Origin of the sequence: Arthrobacter sp. CAL618, from assembly GCF_000468215.1 — a bacterium.
In the GTDB taxonomy this organism is placed as follows: domain Bacteria; phylum Actinomycetota; class Actinomycetes; order Actinomycetales; family Micrococcaceae; genus Arthrobacter_D.
Genome location: NZ_ASZW01000048.1, coordinates 4703 through 5690 on the forward strand (window position 1 = coordinate 4703; position 988 = coordinate 5690).

Annotated in this window: 2 protein-coding genes (1 of these 2 only partly in view); one reads left to right on the forward strand and one right to left on the reverse strand. The window is 66.1% G+C overall.

Annotated elements, in window-relative coordinates; genetic code table 11:
- Positions 1-401: the 5' end (the start) of a dipeptidase gene (locus K728_RS0102780; protein WP_024475771.1), read on the reverse strand. The gene continues 1015 nt to the left of window position 1, outside the view; 401 of the gene's 1416 nt are visible here — the first part of the coding sequence; its start codon is at positions 399-401; the stop codon falls past the left edge of the window.
- Positions 402-462: 61 nt separating this feature from the next.
- Between K728_RS0102780 and K728_RS0102785 the strand changes: the two genes are divergently transcribed.
- Positions 463-988 (forward strand): DUF3043 domain-containing protein (locus tag K728_RS0102785; RefSeq protein ID WP_024475772.1); only part of this gene is annotated, 526 nt, incomplete at its 3' end.

A 988-nucleotide genomic window follows, 5' to 3' on the forward strand; every position in this document is an offset into this window, starting at 1 on the left:
CCCCTGCCGTAGAGCCGGCCGTCGCGTTCGACGGCGGTAAACGGTTCGCTGTCCCACAGCTCCGGATCGCCGGGAGGCTGGACGTCGTGGTGGGCATAGAGCAGCACGGTCGGTTTGCCTGGGGCGGCGGGGCGACGCGCCACGACAGCCGGGCCGCCCGGCACCCCGTCAGTGCTGACCCGCAGCACCTGGACGTCGCTGATGCCTGCGGCGCCGATGAGCTCGGCGACGGCGGCGGCGCTGCGATCCAGTTGCGCCGGGTCGAAGGCTTCCCAGGCGATTCCCGGAATGCCCACCAGGCCTACGAGCTGACTGACCGTCTGGTCGAACCCGGCGGCTACTGCCGCCCGGAGTTCCTGTACTGAATAGTCGGTGCTGGACGAAAGCTGTTCGGGAGTCATGCTGTCGACCTTACACAGTGACCGGGACCACGGGTCCGATCAGGCCGGGTATCCTTGGAGGGTGTTTGGACGAAAAAAAGAGGCCCCTGAGGCCCCAGTAGACCAGTTACCCGCAGAGCGCCCAGTAGGCAAGGGAGCGCCGACGCCACGCCGTAGCTCGCAGGAGGCTGCGCGGAAACGGCCGTTGGTGCCTGACGACCGGAAGGCAGCCAGGGCCGCAAGCCGTGATGCGCAGCGGGCAGAGCGGCTCAAAACGCGCCAGGCCCTCGATACCGGCGATGAACGGTACCTACCGTTGCGCGACAAGGGCCCAGCCCGTCGTTACATCAGGGATTTCGTCGATGCCCGCTGGAACCTCGGAGAGTTCCTGATGGTTGCCGCCCTGGTGTTTGTGCTCCTGAGCTTTGTGCAGAACCTCCAGGTACAGGCGATCGTGTTGAACGCCTTCTGGATCCTTATCCTCGCCGTTGTGCTGGACTGTTTCCTGTTGCGGCGTTCACTCAAGTCGAAGCTGACCGCCAAGTTCGGCGAGCCTGCCCGCGGTGACCTCTGGTACGGAGTCACCCGTGGGCTGCAGCTCCGCCGGC